The following is a 23,494-nucleotide window of genomic DNA, read 5'->3' on the forward strand; positions in this document are numbered from 1 at the left end:
AGGTGAACGGGTATTACCCTTTTGGGGCTGGAGGATTTCCGCCTAGTTCATCGATCAGCCTTTCAGCTGTCCTTCTATACATATTGCCCATATGGACGAGCGAGAGAATCAGGAGGATTTGTTCAAGCTCGCTGCTTCCTGCTTCCAGCTCTTCTGCCTGTTCGCGGGCCAAGCGGCGGCGGAGCGGGACATCTTCTTTAAAGCCGGCCAGATTCTGTTCTGCCAGCTGGAGATAGCTGCTGTAAAATTCCTCGATCCGGAGATTCCCTTTCAATGCATTATTATTCGCCCCATCCAGGGTCTGTTTGATATCCTGGATGGACAGGGAGCCTTTAAGCTGATAGATGAGGCTGATCATCATAAGCTGTTCACGGGAGTATTTTTTATTTTTGACCGGGGTAAACAGCTTTCCTTTGGCATAATTGTTGATCATCGTTTTGGTGAGGACCTTTTCCCCTTCATTGCGGGTGGCTGAACCAAATGTGTTCTCAAAAAGCTGGATCACCTGATCCATATACAGATCAATGCTTGGAAGCTCTTCAGGCAAAAGCTGCCTTTCAAAGCCAAGGGATTCGATCAGTTCTGTTATATTGTTTTTATCCATATTGTTTACCCTCTAGCTTTCTATGTAGTACGCTTCCTTTATTTTACCATAAGTGAGAACTATTTGTTGACGGGAAGGGATAATCGTTATATTATGATAAGTAGTTATCAATACTACGTATCGTTATGTAAGGGGGAATTGTCATGAATTCTTATATCCGCGAGCCAATCAACGGGCTCACACATCTTGCAGGCGCCATCCTGTCGTTCATCGGTCTGCTGGCAATGGTCATCAAAGCCTCGATGGTCACATCATCTGCCGTTGCAATCGCATCCTCTATCGCCTTTGGCGTCAGCATGATCCTTTTGTATTCTGCTTCAGCCACGTATCATATGGTGATTGCGAAGGACAAGGTAATCGCTTTCCTGCGCAGGCTTGACCACTCAATGATCTTTGTTCTGATTGCCGGGTCTTATACTCCCTTCTGCCTAGTGAGCCTGAACGGGACGACAGGCTGGGTCATTTTTTCCATTGTCACCCTTGTAGCCGTCTGCGGCGTCATTTTCAAAATGGTGTGGTTCAATTGCCCAAGATGGCTTTCAACTGTCCTGTATATCGCAATGGGCTGGATCATTGTATTGGCTTTCTCGCCGCTTTCAGAAGCCATGTCCTTTCATGGCGTTTTCCTTCTATTGCTTGGTGGGATCTTCTACACGGTTGGAGGCATCATCTATGCAGTCAAGCCAAAGTTCCTGGAATTCAAACATATGGGCTTTCACGAAATTTTCCATGTCTTCATTATGATGGGCAGCATGGCCCACTTTCTCAGTGTTTACCTTTATGTGCTGTAAGCGAAGCTGAACGGATTATCCGTCGGCTTTTTTTATTGCCTTTTACACCAGGCCCTCAGTTATACTTATGCTGTTTATTTAGTAAGGCAAAACCCTTAAATTCCTGTTCGCCTTTTGATGAGATTTCAGACAGCTCTTCCTGCGTCTGCCCCAATGCTGAAAGAACAGAACCGGCAGCCTGAATCCAGCTTCCTGATGTATCGAGCGATTTGCCGTCATTCCTCACTGCTGCGTCCGGATGTGTTAGAAAGGTGCTGAGGAAAAGCAATGTGCCGAAGGCCTGAAGGGAATTGCCGATAGCCTGCAGGAAACTGCCGATGATTTGAAAGGTTCTCCCTTCTGCTGTCGGATCATTCAGTTCGTCCCCAAGCACAGTAAGAGATCCGAGTGCCTGAATCAGATTTCCTGTAATGACCAGCTTTAACTCGCTTTCTTCTCCGGGATCTAAGACTAGTCCGGCAATTACGGATAAATTGCCGGCCGCCTGCAGTTCATTGCCTATTTTCTCCAAGGAAGGACGGTCTTGTCCGTCCGCCTCCAAAGCGCTTCCTGCAGCCTGCAATTCATTGCCTATAATAATCAGTGCCTCGGCGGCGCTGTCATCCAGAACAAGCCATTCAGACGTACCAATCGCGGCTATGATCGTCCCGGCAGCCTGTGTCCAGGCACCGGCAATCTCCTTTTTTTGATTTTTCATAACAGATTCCCGCCTGTTCTGCTGCTGGCTTACCAGGGGGCAGATGTCCGCCCTTTCACCAGTATATTCAAGAGCTGCTCAGCTGGTCAGCTTTCTGTTTAGTTTAAGCTATTATTTCTTATAGCCATATTTTTTTGGGGAGAGTATAATAGGGAATAAAATTCAGTATATTGGGATAATTAGACCAGAAAGGAGCTGGCTATGAAAGAAATAATGATCGGCATTCTTGCTTCCGTGTTTTTTGCGGTCACATTCATTCTGAACAGAACGATGGAGCTTGCAGGCGGGAGCTGGCTTTGGAGCTCCTCCCTAAGATTTATGTTTATGGTTCCTTTTCTTGTCATCATTGTAGCTTTGCGCGGTAATGGAAAGCAGCTATGGGCAGAAATGAGGAAACATCCTTTCTGGTGGCTGTTGTGGAGCTTTTTTGGATTCGTCCTTTTTTATGCCCCCATCACCTATGCGGCAAGCTATGGGCCAGGCTGGCTTGTTGCCGGTTCCTGGCAGCTGACGATCGTCGCTGGCACCCTGCTTGCCCCCTTATTTACTTCAGGCAGCATTGAAGGAAAAAGAAATAAAATTCCCTTTAGGGCCCTTTGCTTTTCGCTTATCATACTGGCTGGTGTCATCCTGATCCAGCTTCAGAAAGCAGACACTTTGTCTCCTGCTGAAATGGCCGCAGGAATCCTGCCGGTCGTAGTGGCAGCCTTTGCCTACCCGCTCGGAAACCGGAAAATGATGGAGCTTTGCGGAGGAAGGCTTGATACCTTCCAAAGAGTGCTGGGCATGACAATGGCGAGCCTCCCTTTCTGGCTCATCATCGCAGGTGCCGGCTACGCAAGTGCCGGACTTCCTTCCTCAAGCCAGCTTTTGCAGACCTTCATTGTCGCCATTTCATCAGGCGTTATTGCGACAACCTTGTTTTTCATTGCAACTGACCGGGCGCGCCATGATCAATCAAGGCTTGCAGCAGTGGAAGCGACACAGTCGACACAGGTGCTGTTTGTGATGGCAGGTGAAGTTCTCCTGTTTTCTGCACAGTCTCCTGACACCCTTTCTTCAGCAGGACTGCTGGTCATTGTAATCGGAATGGTGCTGCACAGCCGGTTCTCGCAATCTAAGGCTAAGCCCTCTCTGGCAATTCCTGCTTCACCTGTTAAAAAACAGGCTTGAAAACCCAAAGGACGAGACATTTCAATTGTCTCGTCCTTTTTCTGTTATTGAAAAATCATTGCTTTTATCCCCTGCAAGCATCCGGTGGAACGGGCATTTGCTAAGTGCACTGTCATCATCCCTTAAGAAATATTGCTGCCACTCATAATTATTATCGCTTCCATAACTGTTTAAATGAGGATGGGCTCCGATACTGTCGTAAGCTGCCAGCCGATCGCGAATTTTGCTTTTTACTTTAGAAGCACGCTCCGGGGCCGAATTGAACTCATCCAGCACCCAGCGGGGTGTGATTGCAAGCATGAAATAGGGAAAATATCTGCTTTGCCTTTTTACGTGCGCAGGTGTGGCGCAATACATGAAATACTGTTCTCCATGGCTGCAGAACTCCCAAAGCGGATCGTGAGGGTCCTCTGGAATATGGTCCGGCCATTTTTCCCTGTCCCTTTCTGCCAAAAGGTTCATCTGCTGCCAAAAAAGGGTTTCAAACTCCTCCACCGTCCCCTGCTCAGCCAGCTGTTCATTTGTTTCAAAAAAGACAATGAGCGAAGTATAACTGCCAAAGCTCCTTGAAAGTACTGTAAACTCCCTCATCATTTCTGCCAATTCGCCTGCTGAAGAAATATTCCGCGGATCTCCGGCAAATCCATAGCGCAGCTGCTGAAGGGCATGACCCTGGGTAGCCGGGATACAGGGGAATCGGTCTTTTTTATTGCCCAGCTTTGCCTGGAATGCCCTCAGTGCATCTTCTTCCCAGCAGTCTGTTTTTTTTAAGCCGGATATGTCGCTGATTAATTGCATGATCATCCCTGCCTCCTGTTTGCTTTTTCATCTTATTCAGGATGGGCCGTAAATGGGTTTGTACAGCGGAAAACCGGGCTTATACAGCGGAAAATTGAATACCCGTTTCACAGTTGGACAATACTGATAAGGTTTTTTACTAACTTAAACCAAGGAGATCATAATGGAACATATCGCTTACACCCAATCTGCCGAAAAAGTTTTGAAGCTCCCTACAAGTGCACGGCCATTGGTGAATCCTGATGATGTGTGGGTTCCAGAAGGGTACAAAGTGGAGGTGGCCGCTGCCGGCCTGTCCTTTCCGACCGGGATGGGATTTGCGGAGGACGGCACACTTTACATATTAGAAGGCGGAAGCACATGGCCGACAAGGCCTGCTCTCCCGCCAAGGATTTTAAGCCTGGATCCTGGTGGAATGCTCGATGTTTTTGCGGTGGAGACACTTGGCGGACCGCGCGGAGTCGTCTGCAGGGACGGGAAACTCTATGTATCCTGCAAAGGCGGCTATCTTGCACGCATTGTGGCATATGACAGAAAAACGAAGGAGCGCACCGTCCTTCATGAAAAAATACCAAGCGGCGGCTGGCATGAACCCGGAGGACCCGTTTTTGGGCCGCATGACGGATTATTGTATTTTGCCAATGGATCGGTTTCCCAAAACGGCGTCTGCCTCCCTGCAGGCTTTACAGTAGATTTGGCGAAACACCCCGAAGCCCATGATGTCCCCGGAGCGGATATTACCTTGACAGGGCATAATGTCACATCCCGAAACCCTCTCATGCCCTTCCCTTTCTTAACAGAGACAGGCGCTTTCAAGCCATTCGGGACACCAGCGCAGAAAGGGGAAAAAGTCAAAGGGGAATTATGGTGCTCAACGGGCCTCTGGAGATCTAATCCGGATGGAAGCGAACCTGAACTATTGGCCTGGGGACTCAGAAACCCATATGGATTGGCTTTCAGTGAAGAGGGCGAATTATATGCTTCAGACAACTGCCTGGAGGAAAAAGGCGAACGGTCGATCGCCGGCGACCCTGATAGAATCTGGCATATCCCCAATGCCAAAACAAAGCATGGAACAGTAAAAACACCTGACTGGTACGGTTTTCCCGATTACCGGGCAGATGGCGTGCCTGTATGGGATGAACGCTGTAAGCCGGCAAAAGGCAAGGCTGCCGAGCAGCTGATTGAGAATCCGCCTGAATGGGCCGGCCCTCCGGTTTACCTGGAGAAGCCTCATTCGGCCATGACGAAAATGGAGTTTTGCACATCCGATTTCTTTGGTCACCGCGGGAAGCTGTTTGTAACAGAATGGGGTACCTACGCTCCCATCAACACCCCGCACGAGAAAGACCTTAATAACGGATTCAGGGTGGCGATGGTTGATGTTAAAACAGGAACTTCCGAGGTATTCCTCCGCAACCGTGCCCCTGGTGCCGCTTCCTATTCAGGCACAGGCGGAATAGAAAGGCCGGTTGACTGCAAATTTCATCCGGACGGAAAAAGCTTGTATGTACTTGATTTCGGATACTCCCCTGTGACAAAAGGATATATTCAGGCATATGGCCATACGGGAGTGTTATGGAAAATAACAAAAGAATGATTGGAGGGTATGAATATGCAGGAACAAAAGGCCATTCTTATTGAACTGGGTGAGGATTATATTGAAATGCAGAAAAATGAAATGGAAAAATGGTTTGAACATATCCTCACAGCCCAAACCGCTCTTGAGGTTATGCTGGCAAAAGCTGTGCCCGCAATCAGGGAGCCCCATATCAGGGAAGCCATTGAAAAAATCCAGGAATCACAGCAGCATCATGCGGAAAGTGCGGATAATCTTTTTCGCTTTATCGGCCGAACAGCAGATGACCGTAAAGACCGGATTCTCGGCACGGTGATCGGCAAAGTGGAGGAAGCTTTATTATCTTTTCAGGACTTCCTCGCAGGTGCAAAAGGTTCCTGGCAATCCCTGCATCACCTTCTCCTGTTAAACCAGCAGGCAATGGGCGCTTTTGCTGTTGGTGAACAGCTCGGTCTTTCTGTCGGGAGCAGAGAAGTTGCCGACGCATGCTTTCTGATCGTCCATGATAAAACGATGCACCAGCTGCTTTTGCAGGAATATATGCTGGAGATGGCTCCTATCTCAATTTTATATAAAGAACAGGTATAATCCCGCACAGAAGCGCATTGCCTATAAGGGGGTGGAAAAATGAGCAGAAAATGGTTTCCGGGAATATCAGCGGCAGAAGAGATGTCCTACCATTCGAGTACGGTCAAAATGGTGATGGGCGCGATCCTTGGAGGCTTGGCGGCAATATTCCAGTCAGCAGGGCTTTTCGGGGGTGCAGGCTATGCGCTCAGCATCCTGACCACATGGCCAATCATTATAGCCTGCTTTCTATCGGTGCGGATCGGCCTGCTTACATATTTGCTCACAATTATGATGCTTGCTGTCCTCCAGCCTTCTGAGCTTTTCGTATTCCCATTTACCACCGGCTTGCTGGGCATCAGCATCGGCATTGCCCTCAATAAGCTGAAACATACTTTTACTGCCGTCTTATTAGGGGCTGCCTCCCTGACAGCCGGTATCTTATTCCTTTTGTATGTAGTGGGTTTTCCGATTCTTGGCCCTTCCCTGTCAGGTTATTCCGCATTGCTGACCGTCGGACCAATATTCCTGTTTGGCCTTGCCTACAGCAGCATCTGGCTCTGGCTATCACTGGCAGCAATGAAGGCCCTTAACCGGACAGTACGGAAGAAATCGCCTGAGCTGACATGAAAAAAGGCTGCCATTCAAGGCAGCCTTTGATCATGGACTTCATCTTGTCCTTCTTCAGCTTTACGGGCAAAGTATTCTTTCAGCATGGCTTTGTTTTCAACAATATCTTCTAGTGTATACTGATCCAGCACCTTTAAAAAACTTTCAAGCGCATGGTTTAAGATGTGCTTCAGAGAACATACCGGAGTGATCACACATTTATTTTTATGGTCAAAGCACTCAACAAGATAAAAATCCTCTTCTGTCTTCCTGACGATCTCCCCAATATTGATTTCCGCCGGGAGCTTAGCGAGCTTAAATCCGCCGTTGCGGCCGCGCACTGTCCTTATATAGCCCATCTTTCCAAGATTATAGATGATTTTCATTAGATGGTTCTTTGAAATATCGTAAGCTTCAGCGATTTCTTTTATGTTGACGAGCTTATCATTTTGATGTGATGCGAGATATATTAATACTCTTATTGAATAATCCGAATAGGTTGTAAGCCTCATGATTTTCCCTCACATTCTGTTCTCCCCCCCATCTTATCATAATTGTGAACAAATCATAAACTTTGCAGTCCTGCCCTCCAAAAGATGTATTTGCAATATTGCTTTTTAGTTATTTGGCCACTAAAATAAAGATGTATTCAAAATACTACTTAAGCAAAGAAGGGATTCAGCAATGTTATCTCGAAACACAATTGACACTATCGTATCAACCGTTCCTGTATTGGAAGTGAAGGGGACGGAAATAACAACCGTTTTTTACCGCAACTTATTTTCAAGCCATCCTGAGTTATTGAATATCTTCAATCATGCCAACCAGCAGAAAGGCAGGCAGCAGACCGCTCTTGCCAATACAATCCTGGCAGCCGCCGTTTATATTGATAACCTGGAAGCAATCATCCCTGCAGTGAAACAAATTGCCCACAAGCATAGAAGCCTTGGAGTCAAGCCGGAACATTATCCGATTGTAGGAGAACATCTTCTGGGAGCAATCAAAGAAGTGCTGGGCAATGCGGCAACTGATGAGATCATCGGAGCATGGGCAGATGCCTATGGCGTAATCGCCGACGCCTTTATCGGAATCGAGAAGGAAATGTATGAAGAAGCAGCCAGCCAGCCTGCAGGCTGGGAAGACTTTAAAGAGTTTACAGTTACAGATAAAGTAAAAGAAAGCGATGTTATTACCAGCTTCTACTTAAAGCCTTCTGACGGTTCAACTGTACCAGCCTTCTTGCCTGGCCAGTATATTACAGTTCGCATTGGCATCCCCGGTGAAGAATATCTGATGAACAGGCAGTACAGTCTTTCAGCAGCACCTGGCAAAGACTATTTCCGGATTTCTGTCAAACGGGAATCAGAAGAAAATACACCTGAAGGCAAGGTCTCCAATTACCTTCATGATGCCGTTGAAGCAGGCAGCATTATAGAAGTGACGGTCCCAGCCGGTGACTTTGTACTTGCAGCAGATGCTGATGAACCGGTTGTGTTCCTTAGCGGCGGTGTCGGCATCACTCCTTTCATGAGCATGATCAATTCTATTGCTGAACAAAACCCGGGACGCAAGGTAGAGTTTATAAATGCCTCCAGAAGCAGCAGCCACCAGCCGTTCAAAGAGGAACTTTCCTCACTTGAAGCTGAACTTGAAAACAGCAAGCTTCTGTATGTATACGAAAAAGCTAAGGAAACTGACCGCCAGGATGCCCGCTTTGCTAAAGAAGGCTATATCGATGCAGACTTCCTCCGCGAAATCCTGATTGATGGCGCAGACTATTATGTATGCGGGCCGGTGCCATTCCTCCGTGCAATTGTCAAAGGATTAAAAGAGCTGCATGTTGAAGAATCGAAGATTCACTTTGAATTCTTTGGTCCGTCATTGAATCTGGAAGTATAGGAATATTTGAAAAGAAAGAAGCCGGCGTCCCTTGATGGGCTCATCAGCTTCTTTTTTTTGCGGTTTGAGAGCAGATCTAGCGGCGGAGCTTGGGTACTCTCCGTGTGAAAAGGAGAAAATGCGGCTATTTTGGTGATTTTCAGGGAAATTCCGGCTGTTATTGTAAGCAGTCTTACAATATTGTAATTTTATTGAGTTGACAGCCGTAAGTGCTGGCTGCCTGGTTGGCTGACCCTTAGGAGCAGCCAATTTCCGTTTTTTAATCGAAGTTCGGATCATTTCAATCATTTGCAGGATTATTTTAATCAATTCGCCCGATAATTCAATCAAACTGCCAATTATTCTACCACCAGGGCTCATTCGGCGGTTTCGATGGATCCCCGGCACAGCTGACCTTTCCTGAGCAGCAGCCAATTTCCGTTTTTTAATCGAAGTTCGGATTATTTTAATCATTTGCAGGATTATTTCAATCAATTTTCCCGATAATTCAATCAAACTGCCAATTATTCTACCATTTCAACAAAATCAGGGCACATTCAGCGGTTCCAATAACTCCCTTGCACAAACCCAGTTGCCTCAAATGATTTCGCCAACCTTGGGACAGCATCACCATACCGCCTCACTATCTTCCCTCACACTCTCCGCCATCCTCCTTATTTCCTCCGCCTTTTCCTCCTGCTTACTCTCGCTCAATCGGTATTCGTCCTCCAGCAGGCTCCAAAGCAGCCGGTCTTTTTTTTCGGCGGGAAGATCCAGCCTCTTTATGACCAACCGGCAGTTCCCGAGGAATTCTGTATACACTGACCATGTCTCGTCAAAGAGCACCTCTAATTCTTTTTTCAGCTTCCGTGTCAGCTTAGGGCTGGTTCCGCCTGAAGTCACAGCAATCTGGAGGCCGCCCCGCCGCACTCTTGCCGGGAAAGTGACATTGCCGGTTTCAAATTCGTCAACTACACAGACGAGCTGATTGGCCGGGAGAGCCTTCTGCAGCTCATCATTGGCACTCCGGTCGTTTGTGGCCAGAATGGCAAGGAAGGCATCCGTAAAATCTGCAGCCGCTGCCTTACGTTCAATGAGCCCATAACCTTTACTCTCGGCTATCAAAAGAGCTTCCTCCGAAAATGCGGGGGCAATGAAAGTGATGTCAGCTCCCTCCTCTTCAAGTACACGCGCCTTCCTGGCTGCAATCCTGCCGCCTCCTGCAATGACTACTTTTTTCCCTCTTAGATCAATGAACAGGGGCTGCATCCTTCTCCTCCTTCCCTGCTGCACGGGCAATGACGATTTCCTCTATCGCAGAATGCCTGCTCAATGCGCCGGTATGTACAATCTGGATGCCTTGCTTTTTCCTTTTCCTCACCGCATTCTCAATTTCACTGAGAAGGAGCCCGCCGAACAATAGATAAGGAACGACTATGACCCGTCCAGGGCTATCAGCACATGCTTCCTCAAGGCCTTCACCGAAGGATGGGGAAGCCGCAGCCAGAAAGCAGACCTTCACCGAGGCGCCAATCTTATCAGCGACGCCCTTTTTAATCTCTTCAAACGCTTCAAGAACAGAAGGATCGCTGCTCCCCCTCCCAACCAGCAAAACAGAATCGTCTTTGGAAAGCACCAATGCCTCCTGAAATATCAATTCACAAACTGCCTGAATGATCGCCTGCTGGACACCAAAGGGATCTGCCATTTCAACCGGTATATCCGGAAAATTATTTTTTAACTTTTCAAGAATATCCGGGATATCTTCTTTTATATGCCCCGCTGATAATAGAAAGATCGGGACCACCCTGATAGAGGTGGCCCCCCGGCGAATACAATTTTCGTAAGCCTCGCCGATTGATGGTTCTGCAAGCTCCAAAAAACTGATTTCCTGGATCGGTGCGGCAGATTTCCCAATGATCCTATTCAAGAAGTCCCTTGCTTCCTGTGCCCCTTTTTTCGAGCGGGTGCCGTGGCCTATATAAAGGATCGATTCCATGTTCCTCCTCCTATATTCCCTGGATGACCGGCAGCCTGGGCGCAATTTCTTCCTCAAACCAATGGAGTTTTTTGTGCAGCTTTACGACTTCCCCGATAACAATCATGCTTGGATTGCTTATGCCGGCCCGTTCAACCAGAGGCAAGATTGTCTCAAGCGTCCCTGCGACAGTCTGCTGGCCAGAAAGCGTGCCCCAGTGCACAAGTGCTATCGGCGTTTCCTTTTCCTTGCCGTTTTCAAGGAGCTTGTCGACAATATTAGGTAGATGGGAAACCCCCATATAGACACAAATTGTATCAACCGCCCTTGCAAGATGGGCCCATTGATGCTCTGCTTCCCTGTCACCAGCCTGGTGTCCGGTCACAAAGGCGAAGCTTTTGCTGAGGGTTCGGTGGGTGACAGGAATTCCTGCGTAGGCAGCAGCTCCGATGCCGGCTGTTATGCCTGGAACTACTTCAAAAGGGATATCATTAATGGCGCATTCCTCGGCCTCTTCCCCTCCGCGGCCGAACACGAAGGGATCTCCGCCTTTTAATCTCACAACATTCTGGCCTTTTTTGGCGAATTTAACAAGGAACCGGCTGATTGTTTCCTGTTTCATTGTATGATAATGAGGCAGCTTGCCGCAGTAAATCAGCTGGGCGCCTTCTTTTGCGTACTCCAGCAGCTCAGGATTAACGAGCCGGTCGTATAAAATAACATCTGCCTGCCGGATACAGCGCAGCCCTTTTACCGTTATCAGCTCGGCATCCCCCGGTCCTGCTCCGACCAAATATACTTTTCCTGGCATCACTACCACCCTTTCTCATCTTCATCAAAAATATAGCCTGCCGTTTTTGCAGCCCGCTTTTTTTCGCGGAGGGCCACTTCCTGTACGCCCGGTTCTTTTAAATAAAATTTCTCGAGCTCAACATCCAATTGGCGGAAGGCCGCCTCGTCATTTTCAGCGAGGATGACAGCGGATATCTCTTTTTCTTCCAGCTGTACACTGAATCTATAAAGATAGGCCATGGGCTTCTCTTCCCAAAATAATATCAAGCTGCTGCTGGAAAAGCTCCAGACCGGCCCTGCCGACAAAATCGAAGAAGGATTCCCCTGCTGACTTTTCATTCTTGAAAAAGTGCAGCAATTCCTCAAGCACATCGGCCAGCTTTTCCGCTTCTACCTTCCCTTTCAGCTTTTCATTGAATTTGCCGCCGGCATTAAGCGTTCCTCCTACATAGATTTCGTAAGCCTCCACCATTTCCTTGTTCTCATTCCGCACCTTCATTCCCTGCAGGCCGATATCGGCAATCTGCCTTTGGCCGCAGGAGTTCGGGCAGCCAACCATATGGATTCTGACCGGCACATCCAGGGTGATCCGGTTATCCAGCTCTTCAGCTATCACGCGCATCCTTTCTTTAGTTTCTACAAGTGCCAGATTGCAATATTCAATCCCGGTGCAGGAAACCGCGTGGCCGATAAAGGAATTGGGATTGATGGTGATGCGGCTGAAAATCGGCTCCTGGAGCAGTGCTTCAACGTTTTCCTCAGGTATATTGGGAATGATCAGGTTCTGCGAATTGCACGTCCTGATTTCTCCATTCCCATAATGGGCAGAAATGCGGGAAAGCTCGAATACTTCATCAGCCGACAAACGCCCCACCGGTACATTGAACCCAAGGAACTTCAGGCCGGGCTGTTTCTGGTCATGGATACCGTAAAAATAGCCGGCATTCCAGCCTCCTGCAGGCTCTGTTCCTTTTTCAGGAAGAGGCCCTGTGTACTCCAGCAGCTTTTCCTTGAATTTCTCCGGACCCCAGTCAGCCATAAGGAATTTGAGTCTGGCCAGATGCCTTTTTTCCCGGTAGCCGTAGTCCCTGAATATCGTTGTTACGGCAATGGCTGTTTCCAGTGTGCGCTCAGGTTCAATAAATACGTCCAGCGTTTCTGCCAGATAAGGCCGGGAAGAAAGTCCGCCGCCAACCTTCAGGTGGAACCCTTTTCTCTCACCGCCATCAATCACCTTGACCGCCGGGGTGAAGGATACACAGTTGATTTCCGCATTAGAAGCATTATGCAGATTAGCTGAAATTGACATTTTATATTTTCTAGGCAGATTGGAGAAATCTTCATTTTTCTGAAAATAGGTATATACTTCATTAACAATCTCAGTGGTATCAAACAATTCGTGCGGATCAAGCCCGGCAATCGGATTGCCGACGATTGTCCTTGTGATGTCACCGCATGCCCCTGCACTCGAAAGGCCTACAGCCTCCAGCCTGTTGAAAATATCAGGAATCTGGCTGATTTCAAGCCAATGGAATTGGATAGCCTGCCTTGTTGTTATATCAAAGACGCCGCGCCCGTAGTCCCGGGCAATTCCGGCCAGAGCATCTACCTGCGGCTTCGTCAGGATGCCGGAGGGGACGTTCACCCTCATCATGAAATAGCCGTCCTCCTTCGGGCGCTGCAGGTACAAGCCTGCCCATTTGAACAGGTCCCACTGATCCTTTGGAATGGATTCAAAGCCGTTTGCTGCATAATAGGGAATATCATTAAGAATTTCGAGTCCGTCTTTTTCCAGCTTTGCTTTCTCCGTTTTGTTCAGCTTTTCATTATCAGCCCAATGCTTTACATATGCCATTCTTGCCCCTCCTTAAATGATTCCCTGCTCTTTTAAGTAGATTAATATCTTTTCAGCTGCCTCTTCTGGAGAAAGCTGGTCAGTCCGAATGATGATTTCCGGGTCTTCCGGCTCTTCGTAAGGAGCATCGATCCCCGTGAATCCTTTAATCTCCTCGCGCCGTGCTTTTTGGTACAGCTGCTTGGGATCCCGCTTTTCACATTCTTCCAAAGGGCAGTCAATGAATACTTCAATGAACTCCCCTTTTTCCGGAAAAAGGCTTCGCACCAGTTCCCTGTCCTTCCGGTAAGGCGAGATGAATGCTGTACAGACAATCTGGCCGCTGTCAGTAAACAGCTTAGCCACTTCACCGATCCGGCGGATATTTTCATTCCTGTCTTCTTCTGAGAATCCGAGGTCGCGGTTCAGTCCATGGCGGATATTATCGCCATCCAGGACATATTCATCAATGCCATCCTTGAAAAGCCGGTGGCTGACGATATTGGCTATGGTCGATTTACCTGATCCGGACAGCCCTGTCAGCCAGAGCACACAGCTGGCATGCCCGTTTTGCGCCCTCCTCTCTTCTTTTGTTACTGCTGCTTCATGCCATGTAAGATTCAGTGAATGTGCCATGCATTCTTCCTCCTTAAACCGTTTCTTTTTCCCGCAAGCCCTGAATCAGCACCTCAATTACTTCTTTCCTGCTGAAAGAGGATGGCGGGATTTCTCCGGCACGGAGCATTTCCCTGACCTTTGTGCCTGAAAGGATTACCCGGTCATCCGCTGTATGCGGGCAGGTCTTGTCGGAAGCCATGCCTTCACACACATTGCAATAGAAGCTGTGCTCGAAAAATAAAGGCTTGATCCCCAGCTCTTCTTCGGTAAACTCCCTGAATATATGCTGGGCATCATAGGTTCCGTAATAATTGCCTACTCCGGCATGATCGCGCCCTACGATGAAATGGGTGCATCCGAAGTTCTTTCTGGCGATGCTGTGAAAAATAGCTTCCCTCGGCCCCGCGTACCTCATGGCTGCTGGATAGACTGCGAGCTGGACACGGGTTTCAGGATAATAATGCTCCAGCAGCACCCGGTAGCTTTTCAGGCGGACATCTGCCGGTATATCATCCTCCTTCGTATCCCCGACGAGCGGGTTAAGGAAAAGGCCATCGACTGTTTCAAGGGCAGCTTTCTGGATATATTCATGGGCCCGGTGCACCGGGTTCCGCGTCTGGAAGCCGACAACCGTGTTCCAGCCTTTTTCAGCAAATAAGGACCGCGTCTCCTTCGGTGTCAGCCAGACATCTGTGAAATCTCCTTTATCAGGACGCTTAATCAGTGTAATTTTTCCTGCAGCATAGGTGCGGCCTCTTTCAAAAAGCTTATTAACTCCTGGATGTGCCCGGTCAGAGGTCCGGTAGACTGAAAGTGCCTCTTTTTCCAGATCTGGCTGGTAAAGCTCGGAAAGTTCAAGGATCCCGTAGGTTTCTCCCTTATGATTCAGCCTGCAGATATCACCTTTATGAAGGTCAGCTGCTATATCCGGAATGATCGGCAGCGTGACCGGTATCGGCCATACTGTACCATCTGCAAGGCGCATACTTTCAACCACAGATTCGTAGTCCTCCTTTCCCAGAAAACCTGTCAGCGGGCTGAAAAGTCCACAGGCGATCAGCTCCAGGTCACTTAATGCAACTGAGTCTATCTCTATCTCCTGATTCGTGTTCTGGATCGGATAATCCGGATTGAATGCTTCTATGAGTTTGCCTCCATGAGGCATAGGTAGTGACATTTTCATCAGCCTTTCCTTGCTAGTTTATAAGTTTCATTTTCCGGCAGGGCCGTATTCTGCCTTCCCATCAGGAAACGGACACCGAATACAGAAATAAGGACTCCAGCCATGGCAACAATCGGGTAAAAGTCATGCTTAATGATGATTTGGATCAAGGTATAGCTCAGTACCATCGACAGTACTGGCGACACAAGCCATACACCGAGGAGCCTGATGACAATTTCTTTCTGGAAAACAGAGCGCCCCTGGCCGGCAAAGCCGATTCCGATGATGGAGCTTGTCGTGATCTGGGTCAAGGGGACGGGAATCCCGAATAAGGATGCAGCAGTGACAATGCCTGCCCCGGTACCAGAAATGATGCATCCTTCTTCGAGCCGGATATCAGTGATTTTCTTTCCGTTTGTCTCCAGCACTTTACTGCCGAGAAAAACAGCGCCTGCGGCGACGAATATACCGCCCCAGAAAATCCCTGCCTCTGGCGGGAGGATGTCAGCACCAACAAGGGGGCCAACCGCATTGGCAACATTATTCATGCCGGCCGAAAAGGCTTCAAACAATCCCATGAGTGTGACCAGGAAGCCAAGGAAGCGGATGGTGCCCGGCTTTTTGGTCTTCTTGGTTGAGCGGAGTATCCTGATCAGCTTCGCTGCAATGACAGCAATGATAAAAGCGGCCAGCGGCGTAATCAGCCAAAAAGAAATGATCCACAAGAGCTTGGAAGCAAATAAAGATTGATAAGCAATCCCTGCCCCTACAACTGATCCGACTGTCACCTCACTGGTCGACAGCGGAATTCCGAAAATATTGGCCAGGAAAAGCGACAGTGCTGCAGAGGCAAGGACAATCAGGGCTATGCTCACGGTGAAAGTGCTTTTCGGCACAATCCCGCTTCCCATCGTTTTGACAACCTCGCCCCCTCCGAGCCAGGCGCCAAGGAATACGGCGGCTCCGCACAGCAGGAGAGCAGTCTTTCGGCTTTTGATGGATCCTGATCCGTATGCAATCCCCATCGAGGCAGCTGCCCCGCTTGCTCCTATATTCATGGCAAAGAATAGTCCAATGGTCATTGCTATTGCTGCAAGCATGGTCATGCCCCCCTTTCACCCGGAATGCAGGCCGCATTCCGTCTTGCCGGTCCCAGCCCACCTGCCTGCCCTGCTGTCCCCGCCAACTCCTGCAGCCCTTGTACAGGGAAAGCATCCAATGCTTGGATACCCATTGTCATGGAGGTTATTATATGGGAGATCTTTTTTACGGATATGCTCCCAAACTTCCTCCCAAGTCCAGTGAATAAGAGGGCAGATTTTTACATTTTGAAATTTGCTGTCCTTGTTTAAAAATTGCGCCCCAGCCCTGGATGCAGACTGATCCCTCCTCAGCCCGGAAATCCAGGCGATTTTGTCTTTCATGGCTTCCTGGAGCGGAATGATCTTCCGGATGCTGCAGCAGCGGTCCGGCTCTCTTTTCCACAGTGCCGGTCCATAGGCTTCCCGCTGGTCATCCAAAGAAAGGGAAGGAAGCTTCCTTTCAATATTCAGCTCCGGAAAACGCTCCTGCACCCTTTCAATGACCTCATAGGTTTCCGGAAAATGGAGCCCGGTATCCAGGAAAATAATATGGGCATCAGGCTTTATCCCTGTGATAAGATCAATCAGTACAATCGCCTCAGCCCCGAAGCTTGAGGCGTAGCTGATATCTTGCGGGCTGTAATGGCTATAGGCCCATTCCAGCACTTTTTGTGCTCCTTTGAATCCATCGTTTTCAGGGAATGATGGCGGTTCCCAGCTGGTGTATGTTACGGTGGTGCTCATTTCAGTGCTCCTTTCATGGTGCCTTCTGTTTTTTGACTGATTTTTAACAAGAAAAAAGGCAGCCTTCCTCCCGCTTTTGGGAAAAAGACCGCCTCTAGTTTGTCTAGTCAGCGCGCTTTATTAGATTGAAGGCGAACCTTTTCATTCTTCTCAATTTGAATGACCTTGCCATCCTGCACCACAAGTGTGATGCTTCCAAACTTTACAGACTGCAGCATCCTTTGCAGATGTGCGGCCACTTCCTCCCAATCAGCATGCTTCAGATCGGCTCGCCTCCTTTTTGAATGGCTGGGATGGGGACAAGGAGGAAAAAGAAAACGCCTTTTCCAACAGGAAAAGGCGCATTTCGCATACTTGCACCTTATCTCCCAAAATGCTGGACATTTTGCTGGAATTGGCACCTTGCTTTTAGCAGGTTGCCGGGCTTCGATGGGCCAGTCCCTCAGCCACTCTAGATAAGTGATATAATCAGGAGCGTTTGCTCTGATTTATTTTATTGAAATTAATCCTACCATACCCATATGATTTGTCAACGAGTTAACGAAAAGTTTTCTAATAATTTTTTTAATTAGGAAAATATGCTCATTTTATCTGATTCTCAAATTCCCACTCCTCTTTCCCGATTAAATAAAGAACCAGCAGGATGTCTTCCAGCTGCCTGAATGACTTTCGTTCCGGATCGATATCGAGCTTTGGCAGGAGTGAATAAGAAAGTTTTTTTGTGAGCTCTTCTCTTTTGCCTATAGGGAGCTGGAGCAGCCTCTCACTATAGGTCTTTAAAAGCTTCCACTCCTCGGCGCCAATCTTCCTGACAGTCCACTCGTCCATATATATATCTTCCTTTTTCAGGCCTCTTTCCTGGATTTCTTTTTCAATCCCGGTCATTTTACCCGGCTTCTTCTTTTTCCGTTCATGCACGACCACTGTCCCGGCAGCCAGATCGCCGACCCGTTTATGCCTGGAATGAAAAAATACCATCAGAATGCCAAGCAGATAGTACACCGGCAGGGAGTCTATGATGCGGAGGAGATTTCGGATAAAGCTTGAGAGCAATGTGATGCTCTGGCCGTTATCCTGAATGACCCTTATTCCCATGATCTTTTTCCCCAGTGTCCTTCCTGCCCAAAAATATTCCAATACAAAAAAATATCCCCAGTTGACCAGAAAAAGGCAAATTAGCATAATGGCGAACGGCCATGAAAGAAAAGTATCATCAAGAAAGAATGCTGCGGCACTGGAAGCATAAAAAGCAAATAAAAGAATGCTCGCCAGATTGAATACCATAAGGATCAGCTGATCGATGATGAGGGCCCCGGCCCTGCTGCCAAGTCCGGCAGGCTGGAATTGAAGCGATACAAATTCAGGTGTTTTGATAAGAATTGTTTCTGTTTGCATGATGCACCCCATTTCCTGGAAGTTTTGCCTGTATCTCACTCTCCCTATGATTTATAATGGAGATACAACTTTTATGGTTACAGGCAGGTGATTAGATTGAATAGTAAACAGTTCATCAAGCAGCATCGGGAAAACTGGCAGGAGCTCGAGGAGCTGCTCGCCAGGATGAAAAGACGAAAAGCCGCAGGAACTGATTTGGCCCGGTTTGACAGGCTGTATCAGAAAGCAGCACAGAATCTTTCATTCTCCCGGACTTTCTTTCCAGACGAAGAAGTGACTTTTTATTTAAATGATCTTGTCGCAAAGGCGCATAATCTTTTATATAAAAGCCAATCCTCCAGTATGGCCCAGCTGAAAGATTTCTTCCAGATCAAGTTTGTGCGGCTATTGTTCGAGCAATGGAAATTTGTCGTTGCCAGCATGCTCCTTTTCACATTGGGCGGTTTGGGGAGTTTCTTTGCTGTGATCCATGATCCGCTTTCAATCCATTCGATTCTCCCGGCCGAGATGTCCGGGGCAATTGATCCCCAGAGGCTCGGCGAGAATGAAGGTGCGGTCGATTCTGCGGTCATGTCAGCAAGCATCATGACCAATAATATCCGTGTCGCAATCCTCGCATTTGCCGGCGGTATCACCTTTGGGATTTTGACCGTTTATCTTATGATTTATAATGGCATCATTGTAGGCGCCATTGCCGGCCTGTTTTGGTCTCACGGAAAATCTTATGAATTCTGGGCCTATATTGTCCCCCATGGGATGATAGAGCTTACCGCGATATTCATCGCGGGCGGAGCCGGCCTGCTTATGGGATATAAGCTTCTGGTCCCGGGCAGATACTCCCGGGGCTATCAGCTGAAAACCAAGGCAAAAAGGTCGGTTCAGCTGCTACTGGGAACTATTCCGCTCTTCATCATCGCCGGATTGATCGAGGGGTTTATCACCCCTTCCCCGCTCCCGCTGGAAATGAAGTATATGGCTGCCTTCCTGACGGTCCTTGGACTGCTGTTTTATGCCTGGTCAGGCTGGCTCCTGGATCAAAAGCGAAAACGCCTGGTTCATCCCCTGCAAGCTCCATAAATATTTGCAGGGGTATATGCTATGGATGCTCTAAAAAACAGTTTCGCGCTCCCGACAGCTCACTGAGTGCCGGTGAGATAAACAAAATCTCTCCATGTAAATGGCAGAAATTAAAGAAGCCCCCGATTCAACACATTGATATAATGGGACACAGCAGCTGCTGCGAGACCTCCTTCAGGCGCTTCCGCCATTTGCAGGCCTTGTTTTTCCCATCTCAGCTTTTCCCGCTTTGCAATAAGGATCTGCTGCTGCGCCATGCTTTTTAGCATGGCGCTTTTTATAGTGTCCGGCCGATCTTTGGCCCGGGCTGAAAGGATATTGTCTTCGATTCCGAGCATAAAGAACAGGTGCCGCTGCCGGATCCTTTTTAGATAAACAAGCGCACCTTCCTCCAGGGTGAAAGTCCTTACATCAGAAAAGAGAAGCAATAAGCTCCTTTTGTTCTGGACAGACTGCAAATATTGAAAGGCACCGCTATAATTGGATTCTGCAGCGTCCGCCTGTATCGAATACAAAGCTTTCAGGATGAAGTTTAAGTGCTGCATCCCTTTTGAAGGCGGTACATACGATTGAATGTCTTTTGAAAAAGCAAGGACGGAAACATAATCACCGTTTTTGAGCGCCGCGGCTGCGGTAGTCATTGCCGCTTCCAGCGCCTTTTCAAGCCTGTTGCCCGTTTCCAGCTCCGCACCCATGATCCTGCCGCAGTCAATCATAATGGTGACATATTTTCCGTGCTCCGGCTCATGGACATTGGCCATGACCTCCTGAAGCTTGGCCGTCTGCCTCCAATTGATTTTACGGGGATCATCTCCTGGCGCGTATGCCCGTATTTTTGAAAATTCCCCGGCTCCGCTCTGCTGCCTCCGGATTTTTTCTCCTTCATAAAGCAAATAGGACTGAGCATTCTCAAGATAGCGCCGGGTTTCGGTCAAATCAGGAATCACTTTGACCTGGCTTTCGGCTTCTTTCACCATCTGCTTTTCCCATAGGCCAAGGAAGCTGCTGCAGCGGATATAGATCCTGTTCAGCGTATAATGCCCCCTTATACTGGCTGCGGTTTCATATTGGACTGTCCCCCTCGTGTTTCCTGCGAGCTTTCTTTTAAGCGGAAATGGCCTGGCAAAGGAGTCGGAGAGATCATCAATGATCCGCAACGTTAAAGGCAGCTGGGAATGGTTTTCTATTTCAATGCCAACATCGGCAGGAAGCCCTCTTTCCATCTCTTCCGGGACTCTCCGTTTCAGCCTGATCTGAGAACTCTTAGGCAAAAAAGCCAGGTCGGCAAAGGAAAGCAGCAGAAAGCCGATATTGAGTCCTGCTGCCAGTTTCCACGGCACTCCCCAGATTGCTGCCGCAGCAGCCAGGGCCAGTGAAAGAATAAACATGCCGATGAGGAGCCGCTTTCCGGGAAGTATGCCTCTATCTCGGAACAGGAACCGATCCCACAAGCTCATCGATTGTCTGGTCAACAGTCCTTCCCTCCAATTCTGCATTTGGGGATAATTGGATCCTATGCCTTAAAGCAGGCTTGGAAACCATCTTGATGTCATCAGGGGTAACATAATCGCGGCCAGCAAGATAAGCCCATGCCCTACCTGCTTTTCCGATGGAAATGGCCGCCCTTGTACTGGCGCCGAACCGGATGGACTCTGCTTCCCTCGTCTTTCTGACAATCCTTATGACATAATCCAGAATATCCTGGCTTAAAGCCACCCTCTCGATATTTTTCCGTATGGACAGAAAGTCCTCGAGTGAAAGTGCCTGCATGATCGACCCGGCTTCCATCCGTCCTTCCAGCACAGACTGAAGCACAAGCTTTTCCTCATCAAATTCAGGAAAACCAATGATCAGTTTGAAAAGGAAGCGGTCCTGCTGGGCCTCAGGCAAAGGATACGTCCCTTCAAATTCTATCGGGTTCTGGGTTGCCGCAACAAAAAATGCTTCCGGGAGCTGATAAGTTTCCCCCTGAATCGTCACCTGCTTCTCTTCCATTGCTTCCAAAAGCGCAGCCTGTGTTTTCGCAGGTGTCCTGTTGATTTCATCAGCGAGCAGGACATTTGTAAAAACCGGCCCTTTCAGGGTTTGGAAGGAGCTTTCCTTCATGTTATAAATCATACTTCCGGTTATATCGCTCGGGAGGAGGTCGGGTGTGAACTGGATCCGGCTGAACTCACCGCCGAGAAGCCCGGCCAGTGTCTTGACCATCTGGGTCTTTCCGGTGCCAGGCACCCCTTCTATCAATACATGGCCCCCTGAGAGGATTGCGGCAAGCAGCAGCCTCAGGTTCAGCCCCTGTCCTTTTATTCGTTCTTCATACTGCTGGAGCAGTGAAGATGTATCTTGTTTCATCTGTTCTCCACCTCTTTCCTTAAATGATCCAGTTTTGCAGACCAGAGCAAATAATCTTTTTTATGCAAATTCTCTTCTTTCAATACAGAAGATATCCCCTTAGTGAGTGACTCTACCTCTTCTTGAGTCAAAGAAGATGCTTTTGCCAGGATGGAAACCCCGGCTTCTTCCCAGTCGCGGCTGAACGGGATGCCCCATTTTTCCTGGAGCAGCTCTTTTGTATATTCCGACTGGATTCTAAGCGAATCCTGGTAGCGCCTTCCCCTTAAATGCCATGCAGACAAGGCTGAAATCTTTTCATCTGTAAAACGGACCGTTTCCTCCCTCGGCCAGTCGACAGGGCCAAACCTTTTGCCTTTATAGAAGGCCCATAATATAGCAAGCAGGGCTCCCTGTACAAGAATCACGAGGAACCATTGCGGATAAGCCCCGGCCCCGGAAGAAGATTCCTGCCCATGCAAAAATTCATCTATGAATATATCCTGTGAGGCTGATTCGTCCAATAATGCCAGGATGAGCTCTAAATGGTTTTCATCCAGGACCATTCCATTAGTGAGCCAGGAAGGGGAATTGACGGCAATCAGGCTGCCTTTGCCGACGGGCCTTTTGACCGCTACCGCACCCAGTTCATCTGAAAGCAGAATTTCATCTCCACGTTCTTCTGTGATCCGGAATGCAGAGTGTATGGCTGCACTGTGCACCTTCCCGTCTTTATCAGCAACCTTCACGGCGTTATCCCCTTCAGCTGCCAATTGCTCTGTTTTTATCCCGAACATCGGTGCCGGATTTTCCTTGAATAGCAGAATTGTATGGCCATTCTCCAAAAATTCCGTATAAGCTGCCATCTCCTCCCGGTCAGGGACAAAGCTGGGCTCTGCCATGACCAGGAGGATGGGTTCTTCAGAGTTCGGGAGCAGACCGGGCTCCCTGCTCCATTTTCTGATGCTGGAGCGGTTTTGCTCCAAATATGTATACAGTCCCTTAATGCCTGTCGGCGAAGGGGATTTGGCAAGATAGGGAGGATAGCTGGCTGGGGCATCGCCGGCCAGGAAAAAGCTGGCCATAATAAACAGCAGCAGCGGAACTATCCAGTAAAAAGCCTTCTTAATCAGCTGATTCCGCAACTTCCGGATCCCTCCCTTCCTGCAGGTTTGCACTATTGTCCATAAGTCTCAATGCTTCTCTCTTGAATTGCTGAAACTCACTGGCTTTTATGCTTTGACCCCCATAGGCAGCCCTGTCGAAAAGTGCTGAAAGTGAGTAGAAAACCTCAGCCGTTTTAGTGTCGGTTCTTTTAAGCTCCTCATAATAATCCCAGTTCGTTTTCCATATTTTCGCATTCAGCCACCCGTATTCATTGAACCAGAGCAGAAGGGCCAGGAAAATATGGCGTGCTCCTTTTGTCAAGTCCCCGGATTCCTCATGCTTTCCGGCTTCTTCAAGATGCTTCTTATAGGACCAGCTGATTTCAGCGGCCCTGTCAAGAGGCTGTTGCTCCTGCAGGATCTTTTGCCTTTTGGCAGCCCTTGCTGCCGCAAACACGACTATTCCAATGAATAGGACTCCCGCCAGAATCATGATGAACGGAAAGGCGCCTGAAGAGCCGCTGGAAAACTCTATCTGCGGGAACAGCTCTTCAAGCCACGTGAAGAATTTTTCCCTCAGCTTCTCAAGAAAGCTCTCCCCTTGATTCTGATAGACAGTATATTCCCTGTCTTCCAATATCTCAGACAGTTCTTTTCTTGCTTGTTCAGCATCCTTCAT

Annotated in this window: 27 protein-coding genes and 1 riboswitch; of the genes, 7 read left to right on the plus strand and 20 right to left on the minus strand. The window is 48.5% G+C overall.

The window, feature by feature from the left end; all coding sequences use genetic code 11:
• Nucleotides 1–13: 13 nt before the first annotated feature.
• Nucleotides 14–604: a DUF1836 domain-containing protein gene (locus N288_RS12240; RefSeq protein WP_009793620.1), complete on the minus strand. Its 591-nt coding sequence runs from the start codon at nucleotides 602–604 to the stop codon at nucleotides 14–16.
• A 143-nt stretch (nucleotides 605–747) separates the two neighbouring features.
• Between N288_RS12240 and trhA the strand changes: the two genes are divergently transcribed.
• Complete coding sequence (trhA, locus tag N288_RS12245; protein WP_009793619.1) at nucleotides 748–1,395, plus strand: PAQR family membrane homeostasis protein TrhA; 648 nt, start codon at nucleotides 748–750, stop codon at nucleotides 1,393–1,395.
• Nucleotides 1,396–1,450: 55 nt separating this feature from the next.
• Here the strand turns inward: trhA and N288_RS12250 are convergent, their stop codons facing one another.
• Nucleotides 1,451–2,092, minus strand: coding sequence for a DUF6944 family repetitive protein (locus N288_RS12250; protein ID WP_022543908.1), 642 nt, complete (start codon nucleotides 2,090–2,092; stop codon nucleotides 1,451–1,453).
• Nucleotides 2,093–2,293: 201 nt separating this feature from the next.
• Here N288_RS12250 and N288_RS12255 point away from each other — a divergent pair, with 201 nt between their 5' ends.
• Nucleotides 2,294–3,265, plus strand: a complete 972-nt coding sequence (locus N288_RS12255; RefSeq protein ID WP_009793616.1) for a DMT family transporter — start codon at nucleotides 2,294–2,296, stop codon at nucleotides 3,263–3,265.
• A gap of 21 nt (nucleotides 3,266–3,286) precedes the next feature.
• Here N288_RS12255 and N288_RS12260 read toward each other — a convergent pair whose 3' ends face one another.
• On the minus strand, nucleotides 3,287–4,069 hold the full coding sequence (locus tag N288_RS12260; protein WP_009793615.1) for a YqcI/YcgG family protein: 783 nt from the start codon (nucleotides 4,067–4,069) through the stop codon (nucleotides 3,287–3,289).
• A gap of 157 nt (nucleotides 4,070–4,226) precedes the next feature.
• On the opposite strand from N288_RS12260, the gene N288_RS12265 reads away from it, so the two are divergent.
• From N288_RS12265 to N288_RS12275, 3 genes are read left to right on the plus strand one after another with little or no spacing between them, the layout of a single operon-like run.
• Nucleotides 4,227–5,663 (plus strand): PQQ-dependent sugar dehydrogenase, encoded by a 1,437-nt coding sequence (locus N288_RS12265; RefSeq protein ID WP_009793614.1) that lies wholly within the window; start codon nucleotides 4,227–4,229, stop codon nucleotides 5,661–5,663.
• A 15-nt stretch (nucleotides 5,664–5,678) separates the two neighbouring features.
• A complete protein-coding gene (locus N288_RS12270; protein WP_022543909.1) occupies nucleotides 5,679–6,230 on the plus strand; it encodes a hypothetical protein in 552 nt (183 codons plus the stop codon).
• A 39-nt stretch (nucleotides 6,231–6,269) separates the two neighbouring features.
• Nucleotides 6,270–6,839: a hypothetical protein gene (locus tag N288_RS12275; RefSeq protein WP_009793612.1), complete on the plus strand. Its 570-nt coding sequence runs from the start codon at nucleotides 6,270–6,272 to the stop codon at nucleotides 6,837–6,839.
• Between the two features lie 14 nt (nucleotides 6,840–6,853).
• Here the strand turns inward: N288_RS12275 and N288_RS12280 are convergent, their stop codons facing one another.
• The gene (locus N288_RS12280) at nucleotides 6,854–7,330 is read right to left on the minus strand and encodes an RrF2 family transcriptional regulator (RefSeq protein ID WP_009793611.1); all 477 of its coding nucleotides are present in this window, start codon (nucleotides 7,328–7,330) and stop codon (nucleotides 6,854–6,856) included.
• 172 nt (nucleotides 7,331–7,502) lie between these two features.
• On the opposite strand from N288_RS12280, the gene hmpA reads away from it, so the two are divergent.
• Entirely contained in the window at nucleotides 7,503–8,717 is a 1,215-nt protein-coding gene (hmpA, locus tag N288_RS12285) for an NO-inducible flavohemoprotein (protein ID WP_022543910.1), read from the plus strand.
• On the opposite strand, the gene N288_RS12290 is transcribed toward hmpA, so the two are convergent.
• The 12 genes from N288_RS12290 to N288_RS12345 all read right to left on the minus strand — a co-directional run bounded on the left by N288_RS12290 (nucleotide 8,697) and on the right by N288_RS12345 (nucleotide 18,301).
• Nucleotides 8,697–9,212 (minus strand): hypothetical protein, encoded by a 516-nt coding sequence (locus tag N288_RS12290; protein ID WP_009793609.1) that lies wholly within the window; start codon nucleotides 9,210–9,212, stop codon nucleotides 8,697–8,699. The two genes, hmpA and N288_RS12290, sit on opposite strands and share 21 nt — an antisense overlap.
• A 111-nt stretch (nucleotides 9,213–9,323) precedes the next feature.
• Nucleotides 9,324–9,965 carry a precorrin-2 dehydrogenase/sirohydrochlorin ferrochelatase family protein gene (locus N288_RS12295; protein ID WP_009793608.1) on the minus strand — a complete coding sequence of 214 codons (642 nt, stop codon included), beginning with the start codon at nucleotides 9,963–9,965 and terminating at the stop codon, nucleotides 9,324–9,326.
• Nucleotides 9,946–10,695 (minus strand): sirohydrochlorin chelatase, encoded by a 750-nt coding sequence (locus N288_RS12300; RefSeq protein ID WP_009793607.1) that lies wholly within the window; start codon nucleotides 10,693–10,695, stop codon nucleotides 9,946–9,948. The genes N288_RS12295 and N288_RS12300 overlap by 20 nt, the downstream gene beginning before the upstream one ends.
• Nucleotides 10,696–10,705: 10 nt before the next feature.
• Nucleotides 10,706–11,485: a uroporphyrinogen-III C-methyltransferase gene (gene cobA, locus N288_RS12305; RefSeq protein ID WP_009793606.1), complete on the minus strand. Its 780-nt coding sequence runs from the start codon at nucleotides 11,483–11,485 to the stop codon at nucleotides 10,706–10,708.
• 2 nt (nucleotides 11,486–11,487) lie between these two features.
• Entirely contained in the window at nucleotides 11,488–11,706 is a 219-nt protein-coding gene (locus tag N288_RS12310) for a DUF3906 family protein (protein ID WP_009793605.1), read from the minus strand.
• Complete coding sequence (locus N288_RS12315; RefSeq protein ID WP_009793604.1) at nucleotides 11,690–13,321, minus strand: nitrite/sulfite reductase; 1,632 nt, start codon at nucleotides 13,319–13,321, stop codon at nucleotides 11,690–11,692. The genes N288_RS12310 and N288_RS12315 overlap by 17 nt, the downstream gene beginning before the upstream one ends.
• 12 nt (nucleotides 13,322–13,333) lie before the next feature.
• On the minus strand, nucleotides 13,334–13,936 hold the full coding sequence (gene cysC / locus N288_RS12320; protein ID WP_009793603.1) for an adenylyl-sulfate kinase: 603 nt from the start codon (nucleotides 13,934–13,936) through the stop codon (nucleotides 13,334–13,336).
• Nucleotides 13,937–13,949: 13 nt separating this feature from the next.
• Nucleotides 13,950–15,095, minus strand: coding sequence for a sulfate adenylyltransferase (gene sat / locus N288_RS12325; protein ID WP_035402499.1), 1,146 nt, complete (start codon nucleotides 15,093–15,095; stop codon nucleotides 13,950–13,952).
• Nucleotides 15,096–15,100: 5 nt separating this feature from the next.
• Nucleotides 15,101–16,180 carry an inorganic phosphate transporter gene (locus N288_RS12330; protein ID WP_022543912.1) on the minus strand — a complete coding sequence of 360 codons (1,080 nt, stop codon included), beginning with the start codon at nucleotides 16,178–16,180 and terminating at the stop codon, nucleotides 15,101–15,103.
• Between the two features lie 15 nt (nucleotides 16,181–16,195).
• Entirely contained in the window at nucleotides 16,196–16,906 is a 711-nt protein-coding gene (locus N288_RS12335; protein WP_009793600.1) for a phosphoadenylyl-sulfate reductase, read from the minus strand.
• 107 nt (nucleotides 16,907–17,013) lie between these two features.
• Nucleotides 17,014–17,145 carry a YezD family protein gene (locus N288_RS24725; RefSeq protein ID WP_009793599.1) on the minus strand — a complete coding sequence of 44 codons (132 nt, stop codon included), beginning with the start codon at nucleotides 17,143–17,145 and terminating at the stop codon, nucleotides 17,014–17,016.
• Between the two features lie 119 nt (nucleotides 17,146–17,264).
• A riboswitch (SAM riboswitch) is annotated at nucleotides 17,265–17,368 on the minus strand.
• 120 nt (nucleotides 17,369–17,488) lie between these two features.
• Nucleotides 17,489–18,301, minus strand: a complete 813-nt coding sequence (locus N288_RS12345) for an RDD family protein (RefSeq protein ID WP_022543914.1) — start codon at nucleotides 18,299–18,301, stop codon at nucleotides 17,489–17,491.
• 96 nt (nucleotides 18,302–18,397) lie between these two features.
• On the opposite strand from N288_RS12345, the gene N288_RS12350 reads away from it, so the two are divergent.
• Nucleotides 18,398–19,378, plus strand: coding sequence for a stage II sporulation protein M (locus N288_RS12350; protein ID WP_009793595.1), 981 nt, complete (start codon nucleotides 18,398–18,400; stop codon nucleotides 19,376–19,378).
• A gap of 110 nt (nucleotides 19,379–19,488) precedes the next feature.
• On the opposite strand, the gene N288_RS12355 is transcribed toward N288_RS12350, so the two are convergent.
• From N288_RS12355 to N288_RS12370, 4 genes are read right to left on the minus strand one after another with little or no spacing between them, the layout of a single operon-like run.
• Nucleotides 19,489–20,766 carry a DUF58 domain-containing protein gene (locus N288_RS12355; protein WP_009793594.1) on the minus strand — a complete coding sequence of 426 codons (1,278 nt, stop codon included), beginning with the start codon at nucleotides 20,764–20,766 and terminating at the stop codon, nucleotides 19,489–19,491.
• Nucleotides 20,767–20,800: 34 nt separating this feature from the next.
• Nucleotides 20,801–21,730 carry an AAA family ATPase gene (locus N288_RS12360; protein ID WP_009793593.1) on the minus strand — a complete coding sequence of 310 codons (930 nt, stop codon included), beginning with the start codon at nucleotides 21,728–21,730 and terminating at the stop codon, nucleotides 20,801–20,803.
• Entirely contained in the window at nucleotides 21,727–22,854 is a 1,128-nt protein-coding gene (locus N288_RS12365) for a DUF4350 domain-containing protein (RefSeq protein WP_009793592.1), read from the minus strand. The genes N288_RS12360 and N288_RS12365 overlap by 4 nt, the downstream gene beginning before the upstream one ends.
• The gene (locus N288_RS12370; protein WP_009793591.1) at nucleotides 22,835–23,494 is read right to left on the minus strand and encodes a DUF4129 domain-containing protein; all 660 of its coding nucleotides are present in this window, start codon (nucleotides 23,492–23,494) and stop codon (nucleotides 22,835–22,837) included. The genes N288_RS12365 and N288_RS12370 overlap by 20 nt, the downstream gene beginning before the upstream one ends.

Source organism: Bacillus infantis NRRL B-14911, assembly GCF_000473245.1.
Classification (GTDB): Bacteria; Bacillota; Bacilli; order Bacillales; family Cytobacillaceae; genus Bacillus_AB; species Bacillus_AB infantis.